The sequence below is a fragment of the Pseudoalteromonas distincta genome, assembly GCF_005877035.1.
GTDB classification, from domain to species: domain Bacteria; phylum Pseudomonadota; class Gammaproteobacteria; order Enterobacterales; family Alteromonadaceae; genus Pseudoalteromonas; species Pseudoalteromonas distincta.
Genome location: NZ_CP040558.1, coordinates 120,060 through 142,899 on the forward strand (window position 1 = coordinate 120,060; position 22,840 = coordinate 142,899).

The window sequence follows — 22,840 nt, forward strand, 5'->3', positions numbered from 1 at the left end:
CGGGCCTATAAAGTTTAAGGAACAAATTTTATAGGCACGCTATCTTTACTTTTTTCGTGTTCAGTTACCCGCGCTAAATATTCACTCCACAATGTATCTTGTTGCTGTTGTAGTTTTTCAAAGTAGCGCCAGCTAAATAGTCCGCTGTTATGGCCATCGTCAAAATCTAAACGAAGTGCGTAATGCCCAACAGGTACAATACTTTTTATTCCTACAGCTTGCTTATTAAGTACTAGCTTCATTGGGCCAGAGCCATGGCCCTGCACTTCAGCTGAAGGGGAGTGTACACGTAAAAACTCACAGCTAAATACAGCTTTACTGTCATCATCAAAGTAAACATCTAGATTTTTACTTACACTGTGGTAATGCACTTTTGTTACGTGTTTCATTTAATATATCCCATTAAAAAGCCCCCAATTTGGAGGCTTTTAGTATAACGTTTATATTCGTTTTATAGAATAAAGCGGCTTAAGTCTTCATCTTCAACAAGTGCACCTAAGTGTTTTTCAACATAAGCGGCGTCGATTACTAATGACGAGCCTGCTTTTTCAGAAGCATCGTATGAAATTTCTTCCATCAATCTTTCCATTACAGTGTGTAGACGACGAGCACCGATGTTTTCGGTTTTCTCGTTAACTTGCCAAGCTGCTTTGGCAATACGCTCAATTGCATCGTCGCTAAACTCAATCGATACCTGCTCAGTTTTAAGCAGCTCTCGTTGTTGCTCGGTAAGCGATGCATGAGGCTCTGTAAGGATGCGTTTAAAGTCATCTGCAGTAAGTGCTTCAAGTTCTACTCGAATAGGTAAGCGGCCCTGTAGCTCTGGGATCATATCTGATGGCTTTGCCATCTGAAACGCACCAGAGGCAATAAACAGCATATGGTCAGTTTTAACCATTCCGTGCTTAGTATTTACAGTTGAACCTTCAATTAGCGGTAGTAAGTCGCGCTGAACACCTTCTCGGCTCACATCTGGGCCTGACGAATCGCCGCGCTTACAAATTTTGTCTATTTCATCAATAAACACAATACCGTTTTGCTCTACTGCAAAAATAGCTTGTTCTTTTAGCTCTTCAGGATTTACTAATTTAGCGGCTTCTTCTTCCGTTAATAGTTTGAAGGCTTCTTTGATTTTTAGTTTACGCTTAGTGCGCTTATCGCCGCCCATGTTTTGAAACATGCTTTGTAGCTGGTTGGTCATATCTTCCATACCAGGAGGCGCCATAATTTCTACGTTTGGTTGTGCTTGTGCTAAATCGATTTCAATTTCTTTATCGTCTAGCTGACCTTCACGTAGCTTTTTACGGAACGCTTGGCGAGTTGATGAGTTATCATCACGCTGCGTTTCGCCGTATTGATCTTTCGCTGGTGGTAAAAGGGCATCTAAAATGCGCTCTTCTGCTGCTTCTTCGGCGCGATGTTTAAATTTCTTAGTCTGCTGTTCGCGAGTCATTTTAATTGATACATCGACTAAATCGCGGATGATAGTCTCAACTTCTTTACCAACATAGCCAACTTCAGTGAACTTAGTCGCTTCTACTTTAATAAAGGGTGCGTTAGCAAGTTTTGCTAATCGGCGGGCAATTTCTGTTTTACCTACACCGGTTGGACCAATCATTAAAATGTTTTTTGGTGTAACTTCGCTGCGTAAATCTTCTTTTAGTTGCATGCGACGCCAGCGGTTACGAAGTGCGATAGCCACTGCTTTTTTTGCTTTAGCCTGACCTATAATGTGCTGATCTAGCTCGTGAACAATTTCTCTTGGGGTCATATCAGACATGATAGTTCCTATTATAATTCTTCGATTGTTTGGAAGTTATTAGTAAATACGCAGATGTTGCCTGCAATAGTTAAGCTTTTCTCTACTATTTCACGAGCGCTTAAATCTGTATTTTCTAAAAGGGCGGTTGCCGCTGATTGTGCAAAGTTACCACCACTGCCAATTGCAATTAGGTCGTTTTCAGGTTGAACCACATCGCCATTACCGGTAATAATTAAAGAGGCTGTTTCGTCTGCTACAGCGAGCAGAGCTTCGAGTTTTCGAAGTGCACGGTCGCTGCGCCAATCTTTAGCCATTTCTACTGCGGCTTTAGTTAGGTTTCCTTGGTGCATTTCTAATTTGCTTTCGAAGCGTTCGAAAAGAGTGAAGGCATCAGCAGTACCACCGGCAAAACCAGCGATTACTTTGCCATTATAAAGACGTCGAACTTTACGGGCGTTGCCCTTCATTACGGTATTACCAAGAGACACTTGGCCATCGCCGCCAATTACAACCTTGTCGCCACGGCGTACACTTACGATAGTAGTCATGTTATTCCTCATCATCGAGCTGCAGAGGCAACTCGTAAAAAACGATTATGAAGAGGTTATATGGGTGAATGGTTTATTTTCAAGTCCAGCCCCAAATTCCGCAGCCGACTATTTTTACACGTTTAAGTTTGTTTTTATCACTTTCGGCTTGGCGTTTGGTTTTATAAGGGCCTAAGCGCACTTTATACCAAGTACCATTGCTGCCTTCTGCCTGTTTTATTTCAGAAATGAGGCCTGCAAATGCTATTTTAGCTTTTAGCGATTCCGCTTGTGCGTGGGTTTTAAACGAACCACACTGCATAACGTAAGGGCCTTTTTGCTCAAGTTCCTTCACTTCAACTTGAATCTCGTGGTTTCTAATTTCTTTAATAAACTCTGGTGTGCGTGGAATAACCACTTCTACTTTTGCGGGCGCAGTGGGGTTTGCTTGTTTTTCGACAAGTTTTGGATCTGCATTACTTTTAATAAACCATAATGTATAAGCAAAACCACCGACGAGTAAGATGGCTATGACAGCTAAAAGAATAGGAAATGGTTTTTTAGCGGGTGCGTTTTTTTTACTGTTTCTGCCTGCAGGCTTTTTGTTAATATAATCGTGCTGTGCCATGGTGTTATTTTGGCCTTAACCTAAATCATGTCTATAGGGTCTACGTCTAAGCTCCAGCGTACTTTTTGTGCAAGTTTACTTGAACTTAAATAATCAACCATTTGCGCAAGGTACTGATGTAATATGCGGCGATCTTGCGCTTGAATATGTAATTGAAAACGATACATACCTGCGACTTTTTCAAGTGGAGCAGGGATCGGACCGAGCAATTGTATACCAGATACCCCATTCACAGGAACCAAATCCGTCAAAAAATCGACGACTAGCTTAATGCTGTGTCCTTGTGCACGGACAATAGCCATATTTGTAATGGGTGGTAAGTCTGCATCATCGCGTTCACTCAGTGCAAAGCGAGCAAAGTCTTGGTAACCATTATTAACTAAGTCTTGTAAAAGTGGGTGTTCTGGAAAGTGTGTTTGTAATAATACTTGGCCAGGTTCCCCTGAACGCCCAGCTCGCCCCGCGACCTGAGTAACTAACTGTGCTAAATGCTCTGTCGCCCTAAAGTCGCATGAGTATAAACCGCTATCTACGTCTAAAATTATAACAAGGCTTACATCTGCAAAGTGATGGCCTTTGGCAAGCATTTGTGTGCCAACTAAAATGCGTGCACCGCCTAGGTTTATTTCATCTAGTGCTTTTTCAAGGCTGCCTTTACGGCGAGTTGAATCGCGGTCTATGCGAGTAACGGGTGTATCTGGAAACTCGGTCGATAAAAACTCTTCAATTTGCTCTGTACCTTTGCCATTTGGAAATATTTGCGTACTTCCACAATCAGGACATTGGTGAGGAACAGGGTACTGGTCGCCACAGTGATGACAAATCATTTGGCCAATCGCTTTATGAAATGTGGCGCTGGTACTGCAGCGTTTACATTCACTTAGCCAGCCACATTCATGGCAAATAAGAGTGGGTGAAAAACCTCGACGATTTAAAAAAACCATAACCTGTTTACCGCGATTTAAGTGTTGGCGCATAGTTGCAAGGCTTGCATGTGCAATACCTGCTTGGTCGGGCTGACCTTTCATATCGAGTAACTTAAATTGGTTATCTGTCGCAGTTTGCGCGCGCTCGGTTAAACTTAGTAGCTGATATTTGTTATTAATTGCTTTGTGAAGTGTTTCAAGTGCGGGTGTAGCACTGCCTAATATAAGCGGTATTTTATGCTGAAAAGCTCTGTATGCAGCTAAATCACGAGCATGGTAACGAAGGGTATCTTGTTGCTTAAATGATGAATCGTGCTCTTCATCGACAACTATCATACCGAGTTTTAAAAATGGCAGAAAAATACTCGAACGTGTGCCTATAACTATTGCACAACTGCCTTTTTCGCAAAAACGCCATGTTTGTAATCGCTCGTTGTCGGTAAGGGCTGAATGCCAAAGCATAATGGGTGTATCAGGAAAGCGGCGACGAAAACGGTTTACAGTTTGTGGTGTTAAGCCTATTTCTGGCACTAATACTAATGCTTGCTCGCCACGTTTGAGTACTTCTTCTAGGCACTGTAAATACACTTCTGTTTTACCACTGCCCGTTACGCCTTCTAATAAAAAGCTGCTAAATCCACTACTTTGATTTATTGCTGTACAAGCAACCGCTTGTTCTTTATTAAGTACAGGTTTACTTCCGACAGTTGGTGCAACGCTTTGCCATTGGTTATCATGTTCAATAGTTTGCGTAATGAGTTCTTTATCTATTAGGCTATCTATTGTTTTTTTGCTAAAGCCAAGAGCTTTTAATTCGGTTAACGATGATTTCCCCGATTGCGATAACTGCTTTAATAAATTGAGTTGTGTTTTGGCTTTTAATGACGGTACTTTTGCGCCTTTTTCTGTCAGAGCAACCATGTTAATACTGGTTTTATCTGGCGATTCACCTTGGCGAAGTGCACTCGGTAGCGCTATGTGAATAGTTTCGCCTAAGGGATAGCAATAATAGCGGGCAGTAAAGCTAAGGAGTTCTAAATGTTGGGCACTTAAAATAGGGGTATCGTCTATTACCTCTATAATATTCTTAATTTTATTTAAAGGGACGTCGGTACTGTTTTTAATGCCCAGAACAACAGCTACTTTTTTTTGATTACCAAAAGGTACTAAAACCCGCATGCCCGGTAGTATTGGGGTTGATAAGCCACTGAGCTGCTCTTCTATTTTATAATCAAAGGTGCGTGGAAGCGGGACTTTAATAGCAACTTCAACAAAACTCATAACAACTCAACCCGTAAAATTAATGCTGTAATGTACTAAAAATACCGCTAAAAACCTACTAGCAATAGTACTTGAGAAAGAGATTGTTCACTTTTTTAGCGAAAAGATAAATAAATACTTGTGCAGGGGAAGGTTGTTGGATAAAATCCGCCACCAACAAATTTGTTTTAACGACGTATGGTGCCAGACTTCGGGTTTGGAGAGCGATGCGGCCTTAACTAGAGGTTCCTATGAAAGAAGGTATTCACCCTAAGTACGAAGTAATTTCTGCAACATGTTCATGCGGAAACAAATTCGAAACTAGCTCAACTCTTTGTAAAGACATTCACTTAGACGTATGTTCTGCGTGTCACCCGTTTTACACTGGTAAGCAAAAGATTTTAGACACTGGCGGCCGTGTTGATCGCTTCAACAAGCGCTTCGGTGCACTTAGCAGCAAGAAGTAATTATTGCTGTTTAGTTAAAAAAAGCACCTTAGGGTGCTTTTTTTGTGTCTAAAATTTACCACTTCTTATCATATTTAGCTTGCTCGAGCTACATCACACCTTGCATAACTATTTCCTATTCTTATTCTGAGTATGCATAAACCTTTACAGACAAATTGATAGATATTCTCTATATTTTAAATAGTACAAATTTTAACTAGGTTGATAAAAGTAGCTAACGTGGGCTTATCTGTTTTTAAAGTAGTGTAGTAGGCTGTTATTTTAAGTTTATGATGATGCATTAAACATACATTTTTTTAATATTGTAGTAGACATAAACGCACCTCAAAACTTACTTTTTTGGTGAATTTTTATTTATCAAATGTTTATATAATCCTGCAAAGTTACTGAAAAACCTCTTAAAATTAAAGGATATAGCATATAACAGGATAGACCTGATATTGCTTGGAATTTAAAAATAATAAGGGTATCGTACCCCAAGACTCCACCTCTCACTTTAACTTAAATTGCAGGATACCATCGCGTTATGTCTGACTTTCGTGAACAAGCACTACATTATCACTCACATCCCGTACCTGGTAAAATTAGCATTGAGCTAACAAAACCAGCTGAAACAGTTCAAGACTTAGCCCTAGCTTATAGCCCAGGTGTCGCTGAGCCTGTACGTGAAATTGCCGCAGATCCTGCAAATGCATATAAATATACCGGTAAAGGTAACATGGTTGCGGTTATCACTAATGGTACTGCAATTCTCGGCTTGGGTAATTTAGGTCCTTTAGCGTCTAAACCCGTAATGGAAGGCAAGGCGTTATTGTTTAAACGTTTTGCAGGGCTTGATTCTATTGATATTGAAGTAAAGCACAAAACAACAGAAGACTTTATTAACACGGTGGCCAATATTGCTGACACATTCGGTGGTATTAACCTTGAAGATATTAAAGCACCAGAGTGTTTTGAAATTGAAAAAGCATTAATAGAGCGTTGTAGCATTCCTGTTTTTCATGACGACCAACACGGCACCGCCATTGTTACGGCTGCCGGCATGTTAAATGCGCTAGAAGTACAAGGTAAATCAATTGAAGATGCAATAATTGTATGTTTAGGTGCAGGCGCTGCTGCAGTTGCGTGTATGGAACTGTTAATTAAGTGTGGTGCACTGCGTGAACACATTTATATGCTTGACCGCAAAGGTGTTATTCATACTCGTCGCGATGATTTAAATGAATATAAACAGCTTTTTGCTAACAATACCGATAAACGCACATTGCAAGATGTAATTGCAGATGCTGATGTGTTTGTTGGTGTTTCGGGTCCTAACTTGTTAGCTGCCGAAGATTTAAAACTAATGGCAGAAAAACCGGTCGTGTTTGCATGTTCAAACCCAGATCCAGAGATCGATCCTGCACTTGCTCACGGCGCACGCAACGATTTAATTATGGCAACAGGGCGCTCTGATTACCCTAACCAGGTTAACAATGTTTTATGTTTCCCGTTTATTTTCCGTGGTGCACTTGATGTACGTGCAAGCGCGATTAACGATGAAATGAAAATTGCTGCAGTTGAGGCTATTCGTAGTATTGCCAAAGAGCCTGTACCTGCAGAAGTTTTAAAAGCCGCAGGCGTAGATAAGCTAGAGTTTGGTGCGCAGTACATTATTCCAAAACCAATGGATCCGCGTTTACTACCGCGTATAGCTAAAGCTGTAGCACTTGCTGCGGTAGAGTCGGGTGTTGCGCAAATTGACTTACCTGAAAATTATATGGCGTAATATATATAACGCTTAAACAAAAAAACCTCAGCAATGCTGAGGTTTTTTGATTAAAAAGGTAACGATTTATTCTTCGTTTAAAATAGGCACTTCTAAACCCATTTCTTGCATTATCTTTTTGACTTCTTCTGGTACTTTTTCTGCGTTGTCTTTACGTAAGTCATCGTCATTTGGTAAAGGTTGACCAGTAAAGGCATGCAAAAACGCCTCACATAGCAATTCACTATTTGTTGCATGGCGAAGGTTGTTGATTTGACGACGCGTACGCTCATCCGTTAAAACTTTTAATACATTTAGCGGGATCGAAACGGTGATCTTTTTAACTTGCTCTGATTTTTTCCCGTGTTCTGCGTATGGGTGAATATACTCACCATTCCATTTAGCCATAAGATGTATCGTTGCCTCAGATTATTAATTTCTCACACGGTATAAAAAGCGTGTAAATATGCGTGAAATTCTATCGATTTAAAAAAGATAGTCAAATAATAGATACCGATCTATCTTAATAAGCCTATTTGGGATGTAAAAATAAGCTCATTTTTGTGAGCTAAAATGTGATACTAGCAAACGCCTCTCCTAACTTTAGCCATCTAGAGCTTTAAAATGCTTTGACTTATTAAAACGGATAACTTACTCTTTTAGACGTCTAAACATCCAAATTAATCAGGTGACGAATATGAGCGAAAAAAACAAAGCGACCATTGCTGTACGTAACGGCGTTGATGCTGATAAACATCATGGTGCAGTGGTGCCGCCAATTTATTTATCAACGACTTATTCGTTTGCCGACTTTGATACCAAGCGTGAGTATGATTATGGGCGCAGTGGTAACCCTAATCGTGATATTTTAGCAGAGACGCTTGCTAAGCTTGAAGGCGGCGCTCGTGGCATAATTACGGCCACTGGTATGGCTGCCGTGCATTTAGCTACTCAGCTACTTAACAGTGACGACACGTTAGTAATTCCACATGATTGTTATGGTGGTAGCTATCGTTTATTTACATCATTACAAAAACGCGGACTATTGAAGCTTGAAGTATTAGATTTAACAAAAGAAGAAAGCCTTCAACAAATTTTAGCAATTAAACCTAAGCTTATTTGGATAGAGACTCCAAGTAACCCAGTACTTCGTTTAACCGATATTAAAGCGGTTACTGATGTTGCTAAGCAATGCGGTGCATTGGTTGCCGCAGATAACACGTTTTTGTCTCCTGCCTTACAAAACCCTATTAAGTTTGGTGTAGATATTGTGGTGCATTCAACTACTAAATATATTAACGGGCACTCAGATGTAGTGGGCGGCGCTGTTATTGCTGCAACACAAGAGCTTGGTGATGAGCTTGCTTGGTGGGCAAATAATATTGGTATTACGGGCGCCCCTTTTGATAGTTATTTAACGCTTCGTGGTCTACGTACTTTAAATGTGCGCTTAAGGCAGCACCAAGAAAATGCGCTAGCAATAGCTAAGTACCTTGAAAGCTCCAATTTTGTAAGCCAAGTTTACTATCCTGGACTTGAGTCGCATCCTCAACATGAACTTGCTAAAGCACAACAACTTGGCTTTGGTGGCATGGTTAGTTTTGATATTAAAGGCGATATAAACGACGCTGCAGCATTTTTAACTAGTCTTAAAACGTTTAGTTTAGCTGAGTCACTAGGTGGCGTAGAGAGTTTAATTTGTCACCCCGCAACTATGACGCACGCAGGCATGGAGGCAAAGGCACGTTTAGAAGCGGGTGTGGGCGATACGCTTATTCGTATTTCGGTTGGGATTGAAGATATACACGATTTAATAGCTGACTTTGAACGAGTATTTGAACTTGTAAAACCAGGGCAAAATAAAAATGTTGGCCGTGTAGGCAAAGGTGCTGGCACTTCTGGTGGAAACGTTAAATTAAGTGCAGCCCGTCCAGCGCTTTGGTAAGTAATACCAATCCGCAATAATACCTAGGGCGTGTTGATCTTTGGTGGGTGAATTTGCAGCAGTATGTTTGGTTTTTAGGCAAGGCGGAGCCTATGTAGTGTGGTTATTCCCCATGAATAGGCGATAACGCAGCATAAATACCAAACATGCGCTGCCCTTTGGGTTCTTTCTAGGGACGATTAACTCTTTGTTGCCTACATGGATGTAGGTAAGGGGCGTGAGCAGGACGCGGAAGCTTTGCTCGGTTTTTACTTAGCCCACTAGGTTACAAACCTCGCGCCGCGATTTAATCTTCCTTGGATTGAACAAATTTCAATCCACAAAGATCAACACGCCCTAATCAATTTGAGGGATTAAACCGCACGATAACATCGTTAAAAATTCCTAATATAGAACAACTAAATAACGAAATTTTTGCCTTGTTATCGATACGGTTTTCTTACCTCAAAATAGACAACTTAATTAAGCGAATTGGTATAAATATGGTCAATTGTGTACATAAATTTGGTGGTTCAAGCTTAAGCTCTAGTGAGCGCTATCAAAGCGTAGCTAAAATAATTATAGGGCATACTCAGCCGGGCGACTGTGTTGTAGTGTCTGCTGCAGGTAAAACTACAGATACACTTGTGTCGTTGTGGCAAAGTTATCAGCTGCAAGACACGCAAGCTGTCGCTGATATTTTACTGCAGTTAAATAACCATCAAAGCGATTTAATTGAGCAGTTGTTACAAGCTGATTTAAAGCGCAGCGCACTTAAAACACTAAATACCGAGCTTAGTAATATTGCAGAACTTGCTCAAGCTGAGCAGCTAAAAGAGGCTGCGTTACTTGCGCATGGGGAACTGTGGTCAGCACGTTTACTCGCTACTTATTTACAGCAGTTAAATATTGAGGCGTGTGCTCAAGATGCCCGTAGTCTTTTTACCTTAAACGATGGTGAATTAATGCATGCGCAAAATGCGCAGCAATGTCGACAGTCAATTTTGCCTAATAAGATAAATGTTGTTACTGGGTTTATTGCCGCTGATACGAAAGGTGAGACCGTAACACTTGGACGCAACGGTAGCGATTATAGTGCAACACTACTTGCTAATTACTGTAATGCTAAGCAAGTATGTATTTGGACCGATACACAGGGAGTGTTTAGCACTGATCCTCGCAAGGTAAAAAAAGCGATTAAATACGGCAAAATTTGTCGCGGGCAAGCTAATTTATTAGCTCGTTTGGGTAACCCTGTATTACATGCAAAAACACTATCGCCACTTAAAAACAGCGATATTAAGCTAGCTGTTCGTAGTAGTTTTGATGTGCAAGCAAGCCCAACAGATATAGTAAAAGAAGGTTCAGTAAAGAAAAAGCGCTTTATAACCACGCTGCAAAATGTTGATCTGTTAATGGTTGAAGGATTAAGTGAAGGTGAGGTCGCAAGCGTTAGTCAGCTTATTCAGCATAGCCTTCATCATTTTAACCATAATGGTGAAGTGTATTTAGTAGTACCGGCTGCCCAAACATATCAAGTTATTAATTACTTTGCTGGTAGAGCTAATATTAGTGAGTCAAATTTAAATGGCTGTGCAATTGTTGCCCCTGAGCAAGACGTTAGCGTACTTAAACTGCAAGCTTTAGAACTATTAGCTGAGCAGACTATAAAGCCGCGTTTTGTGCATCAAGATAATGGTTATGTTTTATTACTAACAGACCAATTTATAGATAGCGATATACAAAGCGCCTTACACGATAAGCTAATCAATAAAGGCCAAGAAATAGCCGTTATAGTTGCGGGCCTTGGCAATGTAGGCGATGCTTTTATTGAGCAGTTATCGGCACAATTTGAGCGTTTATCAGACGACTTTAGTATTAAATTGGTAGCGCTGGTTCGCTCTAAACATATGTTATTTAATGCAAGTGGCATAAATATACCGCAATGGAAAACGCAGTGGCAGCATGAGGCGAATAGCTATGAAGCTGCGGATTTACTTAATGCGATAAGCGAGCTTGACTACGAACATAAAGTGTTAATTGATATTACCGCAAGTGAGCAGTTTAGCTTTTTATATACAGATTTTGTAGACAGAGATTGTCATTTAATTAGTGCTAACAAATATGCAGGTACAGCACCGACTTCTTGGTATAAAGCACTTCGTAGTAACCTTGGCGAACGTAATTTACATTGGCGATATAATACAAGTGTAGGCGCAGGCTTACCTATCAATTTTGCTTTGGCTGATTTGCAAAATAGTGGTGATAAAATTACGCGTATTGAAGGCGTATTCTCGGGTACGCTTTCGTGGTTATGTAGTAAGTATGATGGTACGACTGCTTTTTCTGAGTTGGTATTAGAAGCACAGAAAATGGGGTTCACAGAGCCTGACCCTCGCGAGGATTTATCTGGACGAGATATGCAGCGTAAGTTACTTATTTTAGCCCGAGAGTTAGGTATAGAGCTTGAGCTTGATGATATTAGCTTATCGGCATTAATGCCCGGCGAGCTTGCGCTAGGAAGCTGGGAATACTTTCTAAACAATAAAGCCCAGCTAGATGCATTCATTGAAGAGCATGCTGATACAGCAAAAGCTAATAACTCAGTACTGAGATACACAGGCCTATTAGATATAACAAAAACTGAAGTTATCGCTAAAGTAGGAATTACGTATGTGCCCAATGGAGATGCGTTAGCAAACCTTACACCTGGCGATAATATTTTTGTAATTAATAGCAAATGGTATAGTGATAACGCGCTTGTGATTCAGGGGCCTGGGGCTGGGAAAGAAGTAACCGCTGCGGGTGTACACTCTGACTTATATTGGCTTGTTCAAAACTTAAAATAAGCGATTATTTAAATTAAAACGGCAGCTTAAATAAGCTGCCGTTTTTTGTATTACAGAGATATTATTAAAATAGCTCTTCTTCGGTTTTTGTGTCTTCTTCAAATATATCGCTAGGCTGAGATAGCACATACTTTGTCGGTGCAGTGCCTTTTTCGAAGTATTCAAAGCGGCTGGTGTAGTCATTTTTGTGGCTTAGCAAACCAGTGGCTAAATCAATACGAATCGAAACAAGCCCCTCAGGTGGCTCAATTGGCGCTTCAGGTGTTCCCTCAAGTGCGGCTTTCATAAATTCAATCCATGCAGGCTGCGCTGTTTTAGCCCCCGATTCAGCACCAGATATTTGGCTGCTATCTAAGTTGTTATTATACGTAGAACGGCCAAGAGCGTTACCTGGGTTATCAAAGCCCACCCACACTGAAGTCATTACTTTACTGTTAAAACCACTAAACCAGGTGTCTACAGAATCGTTAGTTGTGCCTGTTTTACCCGAAAGATCACGACGTTCTAAAGCTTGTGCGCGCCAACCTGTACCACTCCAACCCGTTTTATGGGCCCAACTACCGCCGCCCCAAATACCACTGTGCATTGCATCAGCAATTAAAAATGCATTCTGCTTAGAAATAATTCTCGGTGCACATTTTTTTGTTGGCTCCACATCAGCACTACTATTATGAAGTGAGAATTCATTATGTGTTGGTAAAGACTCTTCGTCACAGGCAAGGGCAGGGTTTGCTTTAAACAATACATTACCGTAAGCATCTTGAATTTCTGAAATAAAGTAAGGTTCAATTAAGTGGCCACCATTGGCAAATGCACTCATCCCACGGGCAAGTTCAAGTGGAGTAATGGAAGCACTACCCAGTGCTAATGATTCACTGCGATTAATGTCTGAATCTTTAAAGCCAAACTTTAATAAATGATCAGCTGTACGTTGTAATCCAACGCCGCGTAGTAAGCGCACCGAAATAACGTTTTTAGACTGTGCTAAGGCACGGCGAATTCTTATCGGACCATTATATACAGCAGGGCTGTTTTTAGGGCGCCATGCTACGCCTTGGCTTTTATCCCATTGGTTTATAGGAGCATCGTTTAATATAGACGCAAGCGTGTAACCTTTTTCAAGTGCTGCTGAATATATAAAAGGTTTTATATTAGAACCTACTTGACGCTTTGCTTGTACCGCTCGGTTATATTGACTTTGTTCAAAGCTGTAACCACCTACAATAGCTTTAATTCTTCCATCTTGTGGGTCGAGTGACACAATAGCACTTGATGCTTCTGGTATTTGGCTTAGTAAGTAGCTGTCATCTTCATTTTTACGCACCCATATTTGCATTCCTGGCGTTAAAATATCTGTAGCTGCTTTTGGAGCAAAACTTTGGCGGTAACGAGTAATATATTTACGCGCCCATTTTAAGTTATCCCAAGTAAGAGTTGTGCGCTCGCCACTTTTAAGTAATACCGACGCTGTTTTGTCATTAACACTAAGCACGGCTGCTGCTTTCAAAGTACCCAACTCATTTACGCTTTGTAATTTATTGAGTATTTGTTGCTCAGTTAAAGCAGGTTGTGTTTCAGGGTCCCATAAAACATCTGTTGGTCCTCTAAAACCATGGCGCATATCATAATTATGTAAGTTGTTTACAAGTGCGTTTTGCGCTGCTTTTTGAACTTTAGACTCTACCGAGGTGAAAATTTTAAAACCTGAGTTGTAAGCTTTATCTATTCCATAACGCGAGACCATTTCAGCGCGCACCATTTCAGAAATATATGGGGCGTATAAATTTATTTCAGCACCATGAAAATAAGCGGTGATAGGTTGGCTCGTTGCTTCGTTATATTCTTCTTGAGTAATATAATTTTCAGTTAATAAACGCCCTAATACAACATTTCGGCGTGCTTTTGCACGCGTTGGGTTACGAATTGGGTTTAAAGCTGAAGGGGCCTTCGGTAAACCTGCAATCATCGCCATTTGTGCAAGTGTTAAATCTTTTAACTCCTTACCGTAATAAACTTGTGCTGCAGCACCAATACCAAAAGCGCGATTACCTAATTCTATTTTATTAAGGTAAAGCTCTAAAATTTCGTCTTTTGTTAATACACCTTCGATATGTAGCGCTATAAATATTTCTTTAACTTTACGAATATATGCTTTTTCGCGAGTTAAAAAGAAATTACGAGCAAGCTGCATAGTAATAGTACTTGCGCCTTGTTTTTTCTCGCCGGTAGATATAAGAACAATAGCCGAACGTACAATACCTATAGGATCTATGCCTATATGATCGTAAAATCGATTATCTTCTGTCGCTAAAAATGCATTAATGAGGGTTTGAGGAATTTCATCAATAGTCACTGGAATACGACGCTTTTCACCAAATTGATTGATTAAAAGCCCATCTTTTGTGAATACTTGCATAGGAGTTTGTAATTGCACGTCTTTTAAAACTTGCACACTGGGGATATCAGGTTTAACGTAGTAATAAAGACTGACCAAAGTGATCAGACCAATTAACACACAAATGATAAAAAATTGTAAAGTTCGTTTTAATAAAATCACTTATATTTCCCTAAATGGACTCCCAATTGCGAGTTTTGACTGCTAGTATATATTGATTAAAAAATGAATAATATTTTTTCAGATAAAAATTATAACTTGTTTATTATTAAAACAAAGGCCAAGTTGAAACATGCTAAGTCAACTATTTCAAAAACCGTCCCCGATGATGGTAGGAATTGATATTGGATCGCACTCTATCAAAGCGGTGCTTTTACGTGAAATTGAAACTGGATTTCGACTAGAAGCACTTGCAATTGAGCCGATGCCAAAAGGTGCGATGAGTGAGCGCACAATCCAAGATATTGAAGCGATTGGTAACGTTATTACAAAATTAAGAAAAAAATTACCGAAGTCGTTAAAATCTGCTGCAGTGGCTGTTTCTGGCCAAACAGTTATTACAAAAGTGATCTTCATGGATGTATCGTTAACAGATGCTGAACTTGAATCGCAAATTGAAATTGAAGCTGATAGTTTAATCCCTTACCCCCTTGATGAAGTGAGCCTCGATTTTGAGAAGCTTTCGACGAATGAGGCCGATCCTAGCAAAATGAATGTTTTGCTTTCGGCTGCTCGTACTGAGAGTGTTGAAGCACGGGTGGGCGCTTTAGAAGCCGCAAATTTAGAGGCCAAAATAGTAGATGTAGAAAGCTACGCATTGAGCCGTGCTATGGACGTTTACTATCAACAATTACCTAGCGATGCATTTAATAAGTGTGTGGCTGTGGTCGATATTGGCGCAGTTTTAATGCTTGTGAGTGTTGTGCAAGCTGGGGAAACCATTTATACCCGTGACCAAGTTTTTGGTGGCGATCAATATACAAATAGTATTGTTGCTTATTATAATAAAGGCTTTGATGAAGCCGAAATAGGCAAAACATCAGGTGATTTACCGCCAAACTATACCTTTGAAGTATTAGCCCCTTTTCAAACTTCGTTACTTCAACAAGTTCGCAGAGCTGTGCAAATGTTTTTAACAACCAGCGGTAAAGAGCAAATAGATTATATTGTATTAACGGGCGGTACATCGATGATAAAAGGTATCGACCGATTGCTTATTGAAGAACTCGGTATCCACTCAGTTGTTGCAGAGCCTTTTGTAAATATGGAAATTTCCCCAAAGGTAGACCGTAATATAATGCAGCGTCACAAAACGCAGTTTGCAATTGCAACAGGGTTGGCATTAAGGAGTTTTTCAACATGCCACATATAAATCTACTGCCTTGGCGTGAATCACAACGCGAAGAATCGAAAAAGAAATTTGTAACTATACTTGTTGGTGTCGTTATACTTTGTTTTGTAAGTATGTACTTATTAAGCTCTTTTTATAGCGCTTTAAAAGACGGTCAAAACTTAAAGAATAATTATTTAAGCTCAGAAATTAGCATGCTAGATAAAAAAATAAGTGAAATACGAAGCTTAGATAAAAGAAAGGAAAATTTACAACAGCGTATGAGGCTCATTGAAGAATTGCAAAGCAGCCGTAATTTGGGTACGCAAATAATGGATGAAGTTGCCAAAATAGTACCTGGCGGTGTTTATTTAACAAAATTGGAGCGCAAAGGCAGCCAAATACATGTTTTAGGACGTAGTGAATCTAATAATCGCCTATCAACAATGCTCCGCCAAGTACAAAGCTCATATTTACTAGAGAATCCTTCAATGCAGGGCATTGTTGCAGGCGATCAATCTTCGCGTTTACTTAGTGATTTTAATATGGAATTTTATGTAAAACCATTTGATAAAATTGGTGAGGTTAGCGATGAACCTTGATTTTAAAGCACTGAGTGAAATTGATTGGAATGAAATAGAGCTTGATAACATTGGTGATTGGCCAATTGCTGTTAAAGCAATTTGCTGCACATTTGTTGCGGGCCTTGTATTGTTTTTTAGTTATAGCCTATTAGTTTCTGATGAAATTGACAGCTACCATAGTGCCGTGGCAAAAGAAGTTGAACTACGAACAACTTATCGAACTAAGTATGCAGTAGCGAGCAAGCTTGAAATATATCGTCAACAAATGATTGAAATGGAAGATAAGTTTTCACAGCTATTAAAGCGTCTACCCACTTCTAACGAAACTCCTGGTTTACTTGATGATTTATCATATGTTGGGACAACGAGTGGTCTGACTTTTTTAAAAATAGGTTGGCTGCCAGAAGTTGAGAAAGAATTTTATACCGAGCTGCCGATTAAAATCGAAGTAATAGGTAGTTATCATGAGTTTGGTGAGTTTGTAGGTAAAGTGGCCCAGTTACCCCGAATTGTAAGCTTACATGACTTTTCTATTTTATCATCGGGCGATAAACAGTTAACATTCAGTGTTGTTGCAAAAACATATCGTTATGAAGAAGGGGTTAAAAAATGAAACTCCTTCGCGTAGTACCTTTAGCTATAGCATTTGTTTTAGCTGGTTGTAATGATGACACTTCTGAGCAAAAAGAATTTATTGATCAGGTAAAAGCAAGCACCACACCAAAGGTTGAGACGATTCCTGAACTGACAAAGTTTGAAATATTTGAGTACAGTGCTGGTCAGCTACGCAGCCCGTTTGTAGCGCCTCAGCCTGAGGTTATTCAAAATAAACTAACGCAAGTAAAAAACTGTTTGCACCCAGATCAAGAGCGCCGCCGCGAACCGTTAGAGAAATACCCGCTAGATAATTTAGCAATGAAAGGCACAATTGGCTCTAGTGGACAAATATGGGCATTAATTACAGCAACAGATGACACTTTGCACCGCGTAACGGTAGGGAATTATCTTGGTAGTTATGATGGCAAAGTAAAAAGAGTAAGCAACGACTATATAGAATTAGTGGAATTAATCCCTGATGGGTCTGGCTGTTGGAAAGAGCGCCTGACGAAATTAGAAATGTTAGAGGCGGCAACAGATGGCGCAAATTAATAATAAAAAAGGTAAAAATAGGATGCATAAGGATGTACTTTGGCTTCATCGTATTTCACGGACATTACTGGCTGCTGTTGCTTTAGTCACTGTAAACTCAGCCATAGCTGGGCCATTGCTTTATGATGTTCGTTATAATCCATTACTTAAAGGCGAAACTGAATTACAGCTTGTTTTTGATGAAGAGTTAACCTTTGAACCAAAAGTTCAAGTGTTTAATAGCCCAGCCCGAATCGAAATGTTTTTTGATACTGCAGAGTTAGAGGTTGGTTTAAATGATGTTGAAGTTAATCAAGCTGGAATTAGCAGTGTTACTAATGTTTTAACTAACAGTGGTTTAAAGGTAACGGTAAACTTAGATAGATTAAAAATTTATGAGACTGAAGTTCATAACAATTTAGTATCGATACGTGTCTCTGATAACCCTCTTACAGAACCTGAAAATGAAGATGTAGTGATGGATTCAGGTGATGTAAGTGGAAATTACATTAACCGTATCCAGTCAATTGATTTTAGACGTGGTGAGAAGGGTGAAGCAAAAGTACTTGTATTTTTACAAGACACTCAAGCTGCAATTGAAGTCCATGAAAGTGGCGGGAAAATTTACGCTGACTTTCATCACACCGATATTTTAGACGATCTACTTTATGAATTAGATGTATTAGATTTTGGAACTGTTGTCAGTAATATCGAGACTTTTAAAGAAGATGGTTTAAGTCGTGTTGTTATCGAACCTAATGCTCAGTTCACGTTTACGTATCAGCAAATAGATAATATTTTAACGTTGACAGTAGAAAAAGATGAAACGCAAAATGCGTACTTAGATGGTGGGGTTGAGTATCAAGGTCGCCCTATGACCTTAAATTTTCAAGATATCTCTGTGCGTGCAGCATTGCAAATTATCGCGGGTTACAACGACTTTAACTTAGTAACCAGTGATTCAGTAACGGGCAATATAACGTTGCGCCTAGATGGTGTACCGTGGGATCAAGCGCTTGACGTAGTACTACGTATTAAAGGGCTAGATAAGCGCATGGATGGCTCTATATTAATGGTAGCGCCTGCAGAAGAACTTGCAGCGCGTGAAGCCAAAGATTTAAAAGCTAAACAGCAAGTTGAAGACTTAGAGCCTCTATATAGTGAATACATCCGATTAAACTATGCTAAAGCCGAAAATTTTGCTGACTTATTAAAAACAGATACAAACAGTATTATAACTGCCCGTGGTAGTGTATCTGTTGATCAACGTACAAATACATTGTTAGTAAAAGATACTGTTAAGAGTATAGAAAATATCCGCCGCATGATAGAAACGCTCGATATTCCAGTACAGCAGGTTGTAATCGAATCTCGAATGGTAACGGTACGCGATAACGTTACCGAAGACTTAGGCGTACGCTGGGGCTTTAGTGACCAAGGCAGTAGTGTTGGTATTTCAGGCTCTCTTGAAGGTGCAGAAGGTATTTATAATGCGACATCTACTTCAGATGCACCAAGTATTTCAGACCGATTAAATGTAAATTTACCTATAACTAACCCTGCGGCTAGCATTGGCTTACACATAGCAAAACTGGCTAACGGTACGCTGATTGATTTAGAACTAAGTGCGCTTGAGGAAGAGAATAAAGGTGAGATTATTGCTAGTCCACGTATCATAGCGGCTAATCAGCAAAAAGCCCGAATAGAGCAAGGTACTGAAATTCCTTATACTGAGTCAGCTTCAAGCGGTGCTACTACCGTAAGCTTTAAAAAAGCGGTACTGAGCTTAGAAGTTACACCTCATATCACACCTGATAATAAAGTAATTCTAGATTTAATTATTACTCAAGATACACGTGGTGATACCGTACAAACAGGTACTGGTGAAGCGGTGTCTATTGATACTCAAGAAATTCAAACACAAGTGTTAGTCGAGAATGGCCAAACCGTAGTACTCGGTGGTATTTTCCAACAGCAAATCATTAATACTACGAGTAAAGTGCCAATTTTAGGTGACATTCCTTACGTAGGAAGACTATTTAAAACCACAAGTGAGTTTAATGAAAAGCGTGAATTACTTATTTTCGTGACACCGAAAATACAAATTGATTAAAATACAGTGGTTTTATGTTAACCAACGGGTGATTATTTAGATTAATTGCTCGTTATATGGCTTTTTATTCTAATTGACTTGAAATACCCCTGCAATTACTGAGATAATCCCCTCCTTAATTTTGGGGCCAGGTCGTTAGGCGGGGTTTTATTTCAAATTTTAGAGTTTGTTTGTACTAAAAGATATGGCTGAGAAACGTAATATATTTCTAGTTGGCCCCATGGGGGCTGGCAAAAGCACGATTGGTCGTCACATCGCTGACCAATTACACCTTGAATTTGTTGATTCTGATCAAGAAATCGAACGCCGCACAGGTGCAGATATTGCATGGGTATTCGATCTTGAAGGTGAAGAAGGCTTTAGACTTCGAGAAGAGTCTGTTATTGGCGATTTAACCGAGATGCAAGGTATTGTACTTGCTACCGGTGGTGGTTCAGTAATGAGCAAAGAAGTTCGAAACAAGCTTTCGGCTCGAGGTATCGTTGTATACCTAGAGACACCTATAGAAAAGCAAGTTGCACGCACGCAACGCGACAAGCGTCGCCCATTACTGCAAACTGAAGAAGCACCTCGTAACGTACTAGAGCGCTTAGCAGAAGAACGCGAGCCCCTATACAAAGAAGTTGCCGATTTTGTTGTACGTACCGATGAGCAAAGCGCTAAAGTTGTTGCTAACCAAATCATCGAGAAATTAGATTTTTAAAAACCAATAATAAGGAAATAACTAAGCATGCTTAAATTAACAGTTAATTTGGACGAGCGAAGTTATCCTATTTATATTGGGCAATCTGCACTTCAAGATAATGGCCGCCTGGTTCACCATATTGGTGATTGTCGGCCTATCATCATTACTAATGACACAATAGCGCCTTTATATTTACAAGCGTTACTTGACTCATTAGCAGATCAAAATCCGCTATCTTTTATTATTCCTGACGGTGAACAATATAAATCACTTGAATGGTTTGAAAAAATATCAGCATTTTTACTCCAAAATAACTGTGGCCGAGATACGTGCTTAATTGCGTTAGGTGGCGGTGTTATAGGTGATCTAACTGGTTTTGTAGCGGCGTGTTATCAGCGCGGCGTACCGTTTATTCAAATACCAACGACAGTGCTTTCACAGGTTGATTCATCGGTAGGTGGTAAAACGGCAGTAAATCATCCTTTAGGTAAAAATATGATAGGGGCATTTTATCAGCCTCAAGCGGTTTTTATTGATACACAAACATTACACACCCTACCAGCAAGAGAGTTTGCAGCAGGTATGGCTGAAGTAATTAAGTATGGTCTGATTTACGATACCGAATTATTTGCATACTTAGAGCGAAACGTAGCTAATTTGCAGCAACTAGATGAAACGTGCTTACAGCATATTATTTTTAGATGTTGTGAAATAAAAGCACTTATAGTTGCGCAAGATGAAAAAGAGCATGGTTTACGTGCTTTATTAAACTTAGGTCATACATTTGCCCATGCAATTGAGGCAGAAATGGGCTACGGCGTTTGGTTACATGGCGAAGCTGTTGCAACAGGCATGGTATTAGCAGCTAAACTTGCCAAGACACGCCAAGATTTGAGCGCAAGTGAAGTTGATCGAATTATTAAGCTGCTTGAGCTATATAATTTACCAACAGAAATTCCAAAGCAAATGACTAGCGAGCAGTTCCTAACGCATATGCGTAAAGACAAAAAGAATAAAAGAGGCACTATACGCTTTATTCTACCTACCCAATTTGGCCAGTGTGCATTAGTTGATGATGTCTCTGATGACCAAGTTAGAGACTTAATCGAGCAGTAAATGCAGTCACAAATTTTACCAAGCCGTGCGGCTTTGGTGGATAGAATCGCACTGCAATTTGAGTACGGACAAAATTTAATAGTTTTACTTGGCACATCGGGGCTAGGTAAAAGTTATATGCTCGAAACCTTCATTACAGATAAATACAATGACTTTAATAAAGCGTTTGTGCAAGTAAGTGCACAAATGACTGACGCTCAGCTAATGAGCGATTTATTAGAGCAAAGCTTTAATTCCCCTTTGGTTGATCATAATTTAAGTTTACCTGAAAACTATTACCAGCTGCTTGAGCAACAGCAGTGCGCACCTTGTTTATGGGTGCTTGATGGCGGTAGGCAACTATCTGAAGAGATACTAATTGAGCTTGAGCTGCTTTCTAAAAATAGCCCTAATACGTTGTATATCATAATTGCATCACAGTCTAAACTTGCTTTAAATGACGCTGTCGAAATTTACTTGGAGCCACTAACGCTTCGAGAAAGCAAGATGTTATTGCAGTGGTACTTTACTGATTTACCTTATGATGAAGACCCTGTTTTTAGTACTTTTTTAGCCGAGGCTCATGGTAACCCCAGTTTATTGCTTGCTTGGCAACCTAGTGAGCACATAGCCGATATTATCGTTAAAGATAAAGTATCTTGGCGATTGCACTTATTGATTTTGATGTTGTTAATTATGCTTTTAATTATTGGTCTGCTTTATAAGTCTGATATGACGCAGTGGTGGCAACAATATTATCAGCAGGAAGAAACACAAGTCCTAAATACAGCAATATCTGTAGAGCAAGTAAGTGAGCCGGTTATAAAGCAAAATGACTCAGTAGTTACCTTAAATGACCCTGAAGTAGTTGAGCCAGATATTGAGCTTGAGAGCGTACACATTAATGATGTGCCTGCTATCATGCAAAGTCTTACCGAACCTGCAAATACCGTTAAGGTACTAGACAATGCTATTGATAATAGCGTTAAAAACAAAAGCAGTGAAGCAGGTGACGTTGTATCTAAAGCTCTAAAAGTAGAGAAAGTAAATACAGCAGAGCAAACTCAGATCAGCCAAGATAATATTTGGTATATGCAGCAAGCAGATACAAATAGTGTTATTCAATTATTAGCGGTAACTCAGCAGGAAGTTCGCGATAATTTCATTGCTCAATTCAATCTACAGCAGCAAGCACACACTTACCAAACGAAGCGAAATAACCAAATATGGTGGGTTGTTACATTTGGCAGCTTTGAGAGTATAAACGAGGCAAAATCAGCAATGGATACTTTGCCCCCTGGGGTTAGAAAAAATAAACCTTTCTATAAAAAAATTAGTAAAATAAAGCAAGAAATAGCAGTCGTTGATCAGTAAAATACACTGCTTTAGTGTAAAATCGCGCAACACCAGATTGAAGTAA

Annotated in this window: 19 protein-coding genes; 12 read left to right on the plus strand and 7 right to left on the minus strand. The window is 39.7% G+C overall.

All coding sequences use genetic code 11. From position 1 onward, the window contains the following. Window positions 1–14: 14 nt before the first annotated feature. The 5 genes from FFU37_RS00495 to priA form a co-directional block, all read right to left on the minus strand. Window positions 15–389: a gamma-butyrobetaine hydroxylase family protein gene (locus FFU37_RS00495; RefSeq protein WP_002958364.1), complete on the minus strand. Its 375-nt coding sequence runs from the start codon at window positions 387–389 to the stop codon at window positions 15–17. A 62-nt stretch (window positions 390–451) separates the two neighbouring features. Beyond that, window positions 452–1,780 carry an ATP-dependent protease ATPase subunit HslU gene (gene hslU, locus FFU37_RS00500; protein ID WP_002958365.1) on the minus strand — a complete coding sequence of 443 codons (1,329 nt, stop codon included), beginning with the start codon at window positions 1,778–1,780 and terminating at the stop codon, window positions 452–454. A gap of 11 nt (window positions 1,781–1,791) precedes the next feature. Beyond that, window positions 1,792–2,310, minus strand: a complete 519-nt coding sequence (gene hslV / locus FFU37_RS00505; protein WP_002958366.1) for an ATP-dependent protease subunit HslV — start codon at window positions 2,308–2,310, stop codon at window positions 1,792–1,794. Between the two features lie 79 nt (window positions 2,311–2,389). Beyond that, window positions 2,390–2,917 (minus strand): SPOR domain-containing protein, encoded by a 528-nt coding sequence (locus FFU37_RS00510; protein ID WP_024596311.1) that lies wholly within the window; start codon window positions 2,915–2,917, stop codon window positions 2,390–2,392. Between the two features lie 20 nt (window positions 2,918–2,937). After that, the gene (gene priA, locus FFU37_RS00515; RefSeq protein WP_039485864.1) at window positions 2,938–5,124 is read right to left on the minus strand and encodes a primosomal protein N'; all 2,187 of its coding nucleotides are present in this window, start codon (window positions 5,122–5,124) and stop codon (window positions 2,938–2,940) included. A gap of 230 nt (window positions 5,125–5,354) precedes the next feature. Between priA and rpmE the strand changes: the two genes are divergently transcribed. Beyond that, window positions 5,355–5,570: a 50S ribosomal protein L31 gene (gene rpmE / locus FFU37_RS00520; RefSeq protein ID WP_002958369.1), complete on the plus strand. Its 216-nt coding sequence runs from the start codon at window positions 5,355–5,357 to the stop codon at window positions 5,568–5,570. 526 nt (window positions 5,571–6,096) lie between these two features. Further along, entirely contained in the window at window positions 6,097–7,338 is a 1,242-nt protein-coding gene (locus FFU37_RS00525) for a malic enzyme-like NAD(P)-binding protein (protein ID WP_002958370.1), read from the plus strand. A gap of 66 nt (window positions 7,339–7,404) precedes the next feature. Here FFU37_RS00525 and metJ read toward each other — a convergent pair whose 3' ends face one another. After that, a complete protein-coding gene (gene metJ, locus FFU37_RS00530; RefSeq protein ID WP_002958371.1) occupies window positions 7,405–7,725 on the minus strand; it encodes a met regulon transcriptional regulator MetJ in 321 nt (106 codons plus the stop codon). Between the two features lie 289 nt (window positions 7,726–8,014). Between metJ and metB the strand changes: the two genes are divergently transcribed. Then, complete coding sequence (gene metB, locus FFU37_RS00535; protein ID WP_039485856.1) at window positions 8,015–9,262, plus strand: cystathionine gamma-synthase; 1,248 nt, start codon at window positions 8,015–8,017, stop codon at window positions 9,260–9,262. A gap of 482 nt (window positions 9,263–9,744) precedes the next feature. Further along, window positions 9,745–12,090 (plus strand): bifunctional aspartate kinase/homoserine dehydrogenase II, encoded by a 2,346-nt coding sequence (metL, locus tag FFU37_RS00540; RefSeq protein ID WP_138488424.1) that lies wholly within the window; start codon window positions 9,745–9,747, stop codon window positions 12,088–12,090. 64 nt (window positions 12,091–12,154) lie between these two features. On the opposite strand, the gene FFU37_RS00545 is transcribed toward metL, so the two are convergent. Continuing rightward, window positions 12,155–14,647, minus strand: coding sequence for a penicillin-binding protein 1A (locus tag FFU37_RS00545; RefSeq protein WP_138488425.1), 2,493 nt, complete (start codon window positions 14,645–14,647; stop codon window positions 12,155–12,157). A gap of 130 nt (window positions 14,648–14,777) precedes the next feature. On the opposite strand from FFU37_RS00545, the gene FFU37_RS00550 reads away from it, so the two are divergent. From FFU37_RS00550 to FFU37_RS00585, 8 genes are all read left to right on the plus strand, one after another. Then, window positions 14,778–15,857, plus strand: a complete 1,080-nt coding sequence (locus FFU37_RS00550; RefSeq protein ID WP_024596029.1) for a pilus assembly protein PilM — start codon at window positions 14,778–14,780, stop codon at window positions 15,855–15,857. After that, a complete protein-coding gene (locus FFU37_RS00555) occupies window positions 15,845–16,417 on the plus strand; it encodes a PilN domain-containing protein (RefSeq protein ID WP_138488426.1) in 573 nt (190 codons plus the stop codon). The genes FFU37_RS00550 and FFU37_RS00555 overlap by 13 nt, the downstream gene beginning before the upstream one ends. Beyond that, window positions 16,407–17,012, plus strand: a complete 606-nt coding sequence (locus FFU37_RS00560; RefSeq protein ID WP_024596028.1) for a type IV pilus inner membrane component PilO — start codon at window positions 16,407–16,409, stop codon at window positions 17,010–17,012. The genes FFU37_RS00555 and FFU37_RS00560 overlap by 11 nt, the downstream gene beginning before the upstream one ends. Next, the gene (locus FFU37_RS00565; RefSeq protein ID WP_138488427.1) at window positions 17,009–17,548 is read left to right on the plus strand and encodes a pilus assembly protein PilP; all 540 of its coding nucleotides are present in this window, start codon (window positions 17,009–17,011) and stop codon (window positions 17,546–17,548) included. Before FFU37_RS00560 ends, FFU37_RS00565 begins: the two co-directional genes overlap by 4 nt. Next, a complete protein-coding gene (locus FFU37_RS00570; RefSeq protein ID WP_138488428.1) occupies window positions 17,535–19,640 on the plus strand; it encodes a type IV pilus secretin PilQ in 2,106 nt (701 codons plus the stop codon). Before FFU37_RS00565 ends, FFU37_RS00570 begins: the two co-directional genes overlap by 14 nt. A gap of 184 nt (window positions 19,641–19,824) precedes the next feature. Then, on the plus strand, window positions 19,825–20,343 hold the full coding sequence (gene aroK / locus FFU37_RS00575) for a shikimate kinase AroK (RefSeq protein WP_004589350.1): 519 nt from the start codon (window positions 19,825–19,827) through the stop codon (window positions 20,341–20,343). Between the two features lie 27 nt (window positions 20,344–20,370). Further along, on the plus strand, window positions 20,371–21,441 hold the full coding sequence (gene aroB, locus FFU37_RS00580) for a 3-dehydroquinate synthase (RefSeq protein WP_024596026.1): 1,071 nt from the start codon (window positions 20,371–20,373) through the stop codon (window positions 21,439–21,441). Next, the gene (locus FFU37_RS00585; RefSeq protein WP_138488429.1) at window positions 21,442–22,794 is read left to right on the plus strand and encodes an SPOR domain-containing protein; all 1,353 of its coding nucleotides are present in this window, start codon (window positions 21,442–21,444) and stop codon (window positions 22,792–22,794) included. Window positions 22,795–22,840: the final 46 nt, after the last annotated feature.